Genomic DNA, 269 nt, shown 5'->3' with positions numbered 1-269 from the left:
GTGCAGCGCGCGCTGCGCCAGCTGCATCCGCAGCAAAGGCACCCCGTGGTTGACCAGTCGTTCGCAAAAGGCGCGCAACAGCTCTTCGCGTCCGCGGGATTTAAGCCCCTGACGAGTGAGCCAGTTCTTTAGATCTTCGGTGGCGGCGTGAATTGCCCCATCCTCCTCATGGTGGGTCATGTCTCAAGATCGACCGGGCATTCCATGCTGGCCAACTGCCGTAACATACGGCGCAACAGCGCCACATCGCCAGCCGAAAACCCCTTGGT

1 pseudogene is annotated in these 269 nt (G+C 61.0%); it reads right to left on the bottom strand.

Annotation, left to right across the window (positions count from 1 at the left end):
* Positions 1–180, bottom strand: a pseudogene (locus O4G76_RS20620) (adenylate/guanylate cyclase domain-containing protein); the annotation flags it as partial.
* Between the last annotated feature and the right edge of the window lie 89 nt (positions 181–269).

The sequence above is a fragment of the Limimaricola sp. G21655-S1 genome (genome assembly GCF_027213785.1).
Lineage (GTDB): Bacteria > Pseudomonadota > Alphaproteobacteria > Rhodobacterales > Rhodobacteraceae > Limimaricola.
Note: the sequence above shows the minus strand (reverse complement) of the source record. Positions and strands in the feature narration are given on the sequence as shown.